This window comes from Vibrio sp. 10N.261.46.E11, assembly GCF_041472735.1.
Lineage (GTDB): Bacteria > Pseudomonadota > Gammaproteobacteria > Enterobacterales > Vibrionaceae > Vibrio.
Map to the genome: position 1 here is coordinate 41,043 of NZ_JBFRQW010000003.1, position 6,641 is coordinate 47,683.

The following is a 6,641-nucleotide window of genomic DNA, read 5'->3' on the forward strand; positions in this document are numbered from 1 at the left end:
GACCAGTTAATCGCTACATTAATCAAAAGGCAATGATTAAGGAGCGATTATGTTATCTAACACGAAAAGAACCACGATTAAGAAAGGGGCTCACAAAGCCGTATTTGAACAAGAGAAATTGCATCAGATCATTGATGAAAGCTTAATAGCGCACATTGCATTGCAAGGCGAACACGGTCCGATGGTTATCCCGATGCTCGCGTGGCGAGTGGATGACATGGTCTATATTCATGGCGCCAAAAACAGCCGCTTGCTGAAGAGCTTGAAGAAAGGAGAACCAACCTGTTTAACCTTCACTCTATTCGATGGTTGGGTATTGGCTCGTTCGGCATTTCATCACAGTGCGCATTATCGTTCTGCAGTGGTACTCGGCTCTTTTTCAGTCATCGATGACAATCAAGAAAAGGATCGCTTGTTGAACATCTTCATTGAGCAGATAGCACCCGGGAGAACCGATGAGGTTAGGCTGAGTAACGAAAAAGAACTCACCGCCACTGAGTTACTGGCGATTCCGTTAACCGAAGCATCGGTAAAAATTGGTAAGCATGGTGTGAATGATGACAAAGCTGATATGGACGTTCCCGTTTGGGCAGGCGTATTGCCTTACCGAACCGTTGTTGGGCCACTAGAAACCGTGCCAGAACAGGAAGGGCTCATTGAAAAGCCAGATTACCAACAAGCCTATGGTGAGCGCTGGTATCAGAATTGATACGCAAAGATGGTCAACTTTATAAAATTTCATATAATCTGAGCTACAAAGATTCAACATAGCAAAATAATGTAGTCAGACGATCAGAACGAATAAGGATATTCCACCATTTCAAGGCTTGCTCAATGGTATTGGGCAAGTCTATTTCACACCATCTGTCGTAACGTCCCTTCTATTACTGTTAGCTATCTCTGTTGAATCCATTCCACTGGCTTGTCTCACTTTACTTGGTGCCAGTTGCAGTTACACATTAGCTCGCTATACCCATAACAGCATTAACAGCAACAGCAAAACAACTTATGATCTTAATAGTGGTATGTATGCGTTGAATGGCGCACTGATCGGTTTGTTCATTGGTAACGTCTTTGGGGTCACCCCAATACTGGCCGCTGTGACAGTCTTCGGTGCCCTACTTACCGCCCCTTTTATTGACGAAGCGGAAGGTTACGATATTCCCGTCGGCTCTGTAGGGTTAGCTTGGGTAAGCGGTCATAAGCCTATCAGATTTATGGCGTTCCTAGACGTAATACGCGGGATCATCATTCGAATGAAGTCTCAGCTGTACTTCTTCTACTCTATCTAATACGCCTGATAGGTAAACAAGACAAAGCCCTTGTGTGAACTGAGATCGCACGGGCTTTTTATCTATTTTACCGTTAGTTGCAGACAGAGCAGCAAAAATCAAAAAACTAAGCAACATTCAGTATTCACTTTTATCGTTTATTCCTTAATAACAACCACCACAAATCGCAAAATGCAATTGCAAAACGCAACCATTAACTTCCAAAATGCAAAAAAAACCGTTCAAATACGCACCGAATTGCTATAAAACTACCATTTTACGCGATCTTAAAAGTTGGCACACTAACTGCATTGTACATATTGACCCTTCTTAAGCCGAGGGTCACCTAGCCAACTGACGTTGTTAGTGAACCTTTCTTGTTCACGATATATATAGGCCAATTGCAAGTATTGCGATTGGCCATTTTTTTACCTGAAATTTAAGAAACATCGTCCATCCAATATACAGACATCCACTCACGCACTTAATAATCAATGTGTGTGTCGCCACGGTGATGTGTTTGACCCATGGTACCCACTAGGTACAGCGAATATGCTTCAAGTTCCAGTGCAGTACTCTATTCGCCACGGAAAAATAATCGCTGAAACGCAACCAGCTAAGACTAAAATTAATTTAGATAAGACAGAAGAGATCAACTTCAAACGATAATATCGTCTATACTAATGAAGAAAAGAAGGCTTAGGCTTCCTTTTTACTTTGACATGGTGTGTAACTTTATAAAACTATCAGCTATTAAGGCTGGTTTTGTTAACGAGCACAACATGACAAAAAAACTCGCTGATTTCTCAATCAATGAGTGTACAACCGGAAAGACTGTGTTAACATGCACTCGCTCTGTTAGCCGGAGTTATTTAAGTTAGATAAATAGTAAAAAATGACATGTAAAATCGTTACCCGTTTTTGTAAGTAGTTTTTCCTTATTTCTTAGCAATATTAAATAATTCAATTATCAGCGCATTGCTGTAATGCAATCAACAATTTAGAAAATTTATGAATAAGGGACAAATTATGTCTAACACAAATACTGGCACTGTAAAATGGTTTAACGAAGAGAAAGGTTTCGGCTTCATTTCTCAAGACAACGGCGGTGCTGACGTATTCGTACACTTCCGTGCAATCGCTTCAGAAGGTTTCAAAACTCTGAAAGAAGGCCAAAAGGTTTCTTTCGAAGTTGAAAATGGTCAAAAAGGCCTACAAGCAGCAAACGTTGTTGCTCAATAATTAGCTTTTAGCTAAAAAGAATTTTAAAGCGCTGATTTTTATCGGCGCTTTTTTATGCCTGAAATAAAACTTCCACTGAGTTACTATCGCTTCCACACTCACCCGTATTACCCATTTTTCGGCTGCGTGTTTTAACAAGCTAAGCGTTTTAACAGACTAAATGCTTTAACAAGCTCAGTGTTTGAACTAGCTTGGCTAACCCATTATTGACCGCGATTGGTATTACAGCCAACCCTCACCAACAGCCGTATTCCCCCCAAACAGGATCTCTCCTCTTTGGTCAAATAACACCCTATTTATTATTCGATATAAATATGCAATCGATTTCCATAATGAAAATGAGTTATTTACCCAACCCTCATCCATTAATTATATAATTTTTAAAGCAAAGTTCGGTAAAATCCGCTAATCTTACTCACAGTAGCTTAAGTTAGTTTGGTATCTGTAGTAAAAATAATGAACAAAGACGAATTTCAAAAATCCACCGCAAATCTAAAAAAAGCGGTGCCTCTTATGATGAAGAACAGAGTGTCTACCACACCTGCGAATTACGCACTTTGGTATACCTATGTTGATAATGCTATCCCACAGCTGACTAAAGACATGGATGGTATTTTGGAACACTATGGCATTTGTCCCCCAGCCGTTGGTGAGCAACTTTACAATAATTATGTTGCGAGTAAATCTGAAACGAATATCAATGACCTCCGCGCCAATTTAGAATTGTTAGTCTCGGAAGTTTCAAATTCGATGAATGATACATTGACCGATACCTCCGCTTTTTCCGACATGATCGATAAAAACTTCGAGGACTTGGCTCGCGTTGATAATGAAAGTTTATCGATCGACGAAGTCATGTCTTTAGTTCGTCAGTTAGTTTCGGAATCTCGTCATATTCGTCACTCTACTCAATTTTTGAACTCTCAGTTGAACTCTGCAACATCAGAAATCACCAAGCTAAAATCTCAGCTGATAGAAGTGCAGAAAGACGCGCTCTTTGACAGTACAACGACACTCTATAACCGCCGCTCTTTTGACCTTGATATAGAGACCTTATGTGAAGCGAAACAATCTCTGTGTTTAATTCTTCTCGATATCGATCATTTCAAAAACTTCAACGACACTTATGGCCACCTATTTGGCGACATGGTCCTTAAAGGCATTGCGCGCAAATTAAAACAAATGTGCCGTGAAGGTATTTCTGCTTACCGATTTGGTGGTGAAGAGTTCGCGATAATCGTGCCAAACAAATCATTACGCATTGCACGCCAGCTTGCAGACACCAACCGCCGCTCTCTAGAAAAGCTATCGATTAAAGATCGTCGTAGCGGGCAACAGGTTGGCAATATCACAGCATCATTTGGGGTAGCTGAACTTGAACCCGGTGAATCGGCACAATCACTGATCGAACGCGCTGATAAGCTACTTTACGAAGCGAAGTCACTGGGTCGTAACCGTGTAATGCCTCTGTAACGCTTCATCACAGACTTAGCTCCATTAGAGCGGGTAAAACATAAGTCGATGCACGTTGGTAAAGAAAGCTAAAAGCCCCAAAGACTCACTCACGAGTTAAACTTTGGGGCTTTGTCGTTTATGTATAGTCGTCAGTGTTTAATGCTAAATACATTCAGAGTGTTTAACACTACACTGGTTCTACATCCTTCATAAATACCAAAGATGTAGCGGTTGCATTAAAGGGCGTAGCAATAGTTAAGACAGTAATCTTCACCACTCTTTGCTCTGAACTCTTTGTCTTCGCTGCATGCTTTTGGTTTACCCTTCTCATCACCTTGAACTAAGCTGATCCAGTGACGTATTGCTGTAGTGATTCCTTGACGCTCAGTATTCGTTTGTACCGCTTCCATTGGCAACTGGCCAAACGTGGTGCACGACTCTAACTGAATATCATCGATATCGACCAATTCAATACACCCCGTCCCTTTATGACAACCAAACATCACTTCTAAATGGCTTCCACTGCTATCTCGAAACAAGATTGAGTCTGGGTCATTCTTCTCTCCCATGTAAGCTACAAACTGCTTAGGATGCTTTAGACCACTGTGTTGGCCATCTTTGAAATAAGCCATGATATGACGGTAATCAACTACATAGCTCGTTACATCTTGATGTGATCCGTTCTCTAATGGAAACAATCTATCTAGCAGTTGTTTCGCTTTGAGTTGCTTCTCAGTTTGCTGTTTGGCACTGATAGTCTCCACGGCAAAGACAGCTTCAGCGATAAATGGTTTTGTTTGTTTTTGGATTTCTGTTTTATCGAATGTCAGCATATTCATAGTCTTTCCCTCTTGACCAACCCGGTGAACATTCACCGATTTTTATAGCAAAAATGTGTCCTAGAGCAATTATTCCAAACTAACGTTTAACTTATTTGTCATTTTGTGAATTGCTTAGTTTGTAGACTAGCGCTTTTTTGCCTACAATTTCACAACAAAAATTTTACAATGTGAATTTTACAAATATGGCCTTGTCAAAAAGTTTAGTTCGTCAGTCTCATTTCCTAGGTACGAAAATACGTAACCTAAGAAAACGTAACCATTTAACGATGGAAGATCTGTCTGCGCGTTGTATTAGAATCAACCCAGAATACGCACCTTCCGTTTCTTACCTTTCAATGATTGAACGTGGAAAGCGCGTCCCAAGCATCGATATGCTAGAAGTAATCGCGCAGGTCTTTCAGAAGAACCCAACCTGGTTCCTTGACGACGAATCTGAACAACAAGCCATTGCTCCTGATAAAGGGAATCGTGGTGGGATAAGTGGCATGGCACTCGAGCCTAGCTTTCTTTTCTCCAACGACATCCTGCAAATTGCAATTCCAGAGATGCTATCGCAAACGGGGATCTCAGGCCGCCAGTTTGCACACCTCTTAATTCGAGCACACCAAGAAAGCAATCAGAACCACTTCCCTGACCTTGAGCGCGCAGCGGAAGAAGTTGGCTTGAAACGTCTTAACCTGAGCGTAGAAGACCTTATAGACATCGCTAGAAGCCTAGGAATTAACATCCGTTGGGTAACACGCACACCGAAAGACGTTGTTGATGAACTCGGAATTAATGCCAAACAGCTAGTCACTTCGTTCTTTGAACCTCCTAGCACAATCTTCTTAAATGAAATCCTGAAAGAGTACCCCACTCGTCTGAAATACGATTTATCGGTCTATATTGGCCATTGTATTCTGCATAGCAAAGAAGGCTTAAAGAGTGTGTTGTCGGTCGGCAACAACAACACATGGGACGACAACCAGGTTTCAGGCTCTTCGCAACTTAATTCTCAAGATATTCTTCAAGCATGGCGAGACTTTGAATCTAGCTTCTTTGCTGGCGCACTTCTTTGCCCGAAAGTTCCATTTAGACAGTTGCTTGACCGCACTGGTTACGAAATCGACGTTCACAAAAGAGCGGGGGTTTCCCCCTCTGTTGCTATGCGTCGAATGACGGTAGTATCGCCCTACCCTCACTGGCACTACTTTGATGCTTATGGGCCTGGGAAACTCAAGGCGGTATACCGCGGGAACGGGATTCCACTGCCTTGGGGGAATATGAGAACGGTCGCCGACCCATGTCAACATTGGGCAGTGTTCCGTCGATTATCAGAACCTCGCGCAGGGAGTTCGGCTCAAATATCTATTTTAAATGTGGGTGATGAGCCAAGAATCTACTGCTGTGAATCAATCAATATGACGGATCCTGCAGGTAACAATCGCGTATTGTGTGCAGGCATAGACCTTAACCCTGCAATTGATGCACAAGGCGGTAATTCAAGAGACATTGCAGAGCAACTTAAAGCATCATGCGTTAACAATGGTGGCTCGGTGGTAATCCCGCGTAACATCAAGAAAGATCTCACGACAATAGCCAAGATTCTAAATATAAATTGGATTGAACGTGGGATTGAGACAGAGGCTAGGCTTATCTGCTCCCGAGGTGGAGAATGCCCGCGCCAACCAAGCTGTTACTCAAAGTGTGGTGAGTGTTAGCGCAAGAATGGTATGAGCATGATTAATAAATTGTCGTGCTCTGCTTGTTTTGCTTGATCTAACTGCACTTAATAATAAGTAATACCAACAAGTAGAACTCAAAATTCAGGCAAAAAAAAGGTTCATCGCGG

7 protein-coding genes are annotated in these 6,641 nt (G+C 41.9%); 6 read left to right on the forward strand and 1 reads right to left on the reverse strand.

Annotated features, from left to right (window positions below):
- The first annotated feature begins 49 nt into the window (after positions 1–49).
- The 5 genes from AB4407_RS02030 to AB4407_RS02050 all read left to right on the forward strand — a co-directional run bounded on the left by AB4407_RS02030 (position 50) and on the right by AB4407_RS02050 (position 3,986).
- Positions 50–709, forward strand: a complete 660-nt coding sequence (locus tag AB4407_RS02030; protein WP_372118115.1) for a pyridoxamine 5'-phosphate oxidase family protein — start codon at positions 50–52, stop codon at positions 707–709.
- A gap of 118 nt (positions 710–827) precedes the next feature.
- A complete protein-coding gene (locus AB4407_RS02035) occupies positions 828–1,292 on the forward strand; it encodes an urea transporter (RefSeq protein ID WP_372118118.1) in 465 nt (154 codons plus the stop codon).
- A gap of 495 nt (positions 1,293–1,787) precedes the next feature.
- Positions 1,788–1,940 (forward strand): hypothetical protein, encoded by a 153-nt coding sequence (locus AB4407_RS02040; protein ID WP_372118127.1) that lies wholly within the window; start codon positions 1,788–1,790, stop codon positions 1,938–1,940.
- Positions 1,941–2,300: 360 nt separating this feature from the next.
- Entirely contained in the window at positions 2,301–2,513 is a 213-nt protein-coding gene (locus tag AB4407_RS02045) for a cold-shock protein (RefSeq protein ID WP_004730009.1), read from the forward strand.
- Between the two features lie 456 nt (positions 2,514–2,969).
- Positions 2,970–3,986 (forward strand): GGDEF domain-containing protein, encoded by a 1,017-nt coding sequence (locus AB4407_RS02050; RefSeq protein WP_372118119.1) that lies wholly within the window; start codon positions 2,970–2,972, stop codon positions 3,984–3,986.
- A 218-nt stretch (positions 3,987–4,204) separates the two neighbouring features.
- Here the strand turns inward: AB4407_RS02050 and AB4407_RS02055 are convergent, their stop codons facing one another.
- Positions 4,205–4,807: a hypothetical protein gene (locus AB4407_RS02055; protein ID WP_372118121.1), complete on the reverse strand. Its 603-nt coding sequence runs from the start codon at positions 4,805–4,807 to the stop codon at positions 4,205–4,207.
- A gap of 170 nt (positions 4,808–4,977) precedes the next feature.
- On the opposite strand from AB4407_RS02055, the gene AB4407_RS02060 reads away from it, so the two are divergent.
- On the forward strand, positions 4,978–6,510 hold the full coding sequence (locus AB4407_RS02060) for a DUF3612 domain-containing protein (protein WP_017097047.1): 1,533 nt from the start codon (positions 4,978–4,980) through the stop codon (positions 6,508–6,510).
- The last annotated feature ends 131 nt before the right edge of the window (positions 6,511–6,641 follow it).

What these genes read in the sequence shown, in the direction of transcription:
- AB4407_RS02030 (WP_372118115.1), top strand. Translation starts at nt 50, where the DNA reads ATGTTATCTAACACGAAAAGAACCACGATTAAGAAAGGGGCTCACAAA.
- AB4407_RS02050 (WP_372118119.1), top strand. Translation starts at nt 2,970, where the DNA reads ATGAACAAAGACGAATTTCAAAAATCCACCGCAAATCTAAAAAAAGCG.
- AB4407_RS02045 (WP_004730009.1), top strand. Translation starts at nt 2,301, where the DNA reads ATGTCTAACACAAATACTGGCACTGTAAAATGGTTTAACGAAGAGAAA.
- AB4407_RS02055 (WP_372118121.1), bottom strand. Translation starts at nt 4,807, where the DNA reads ATGAATATGCTGACATTCGATAAAACAGAAATCCAAAAACAAACAAAA.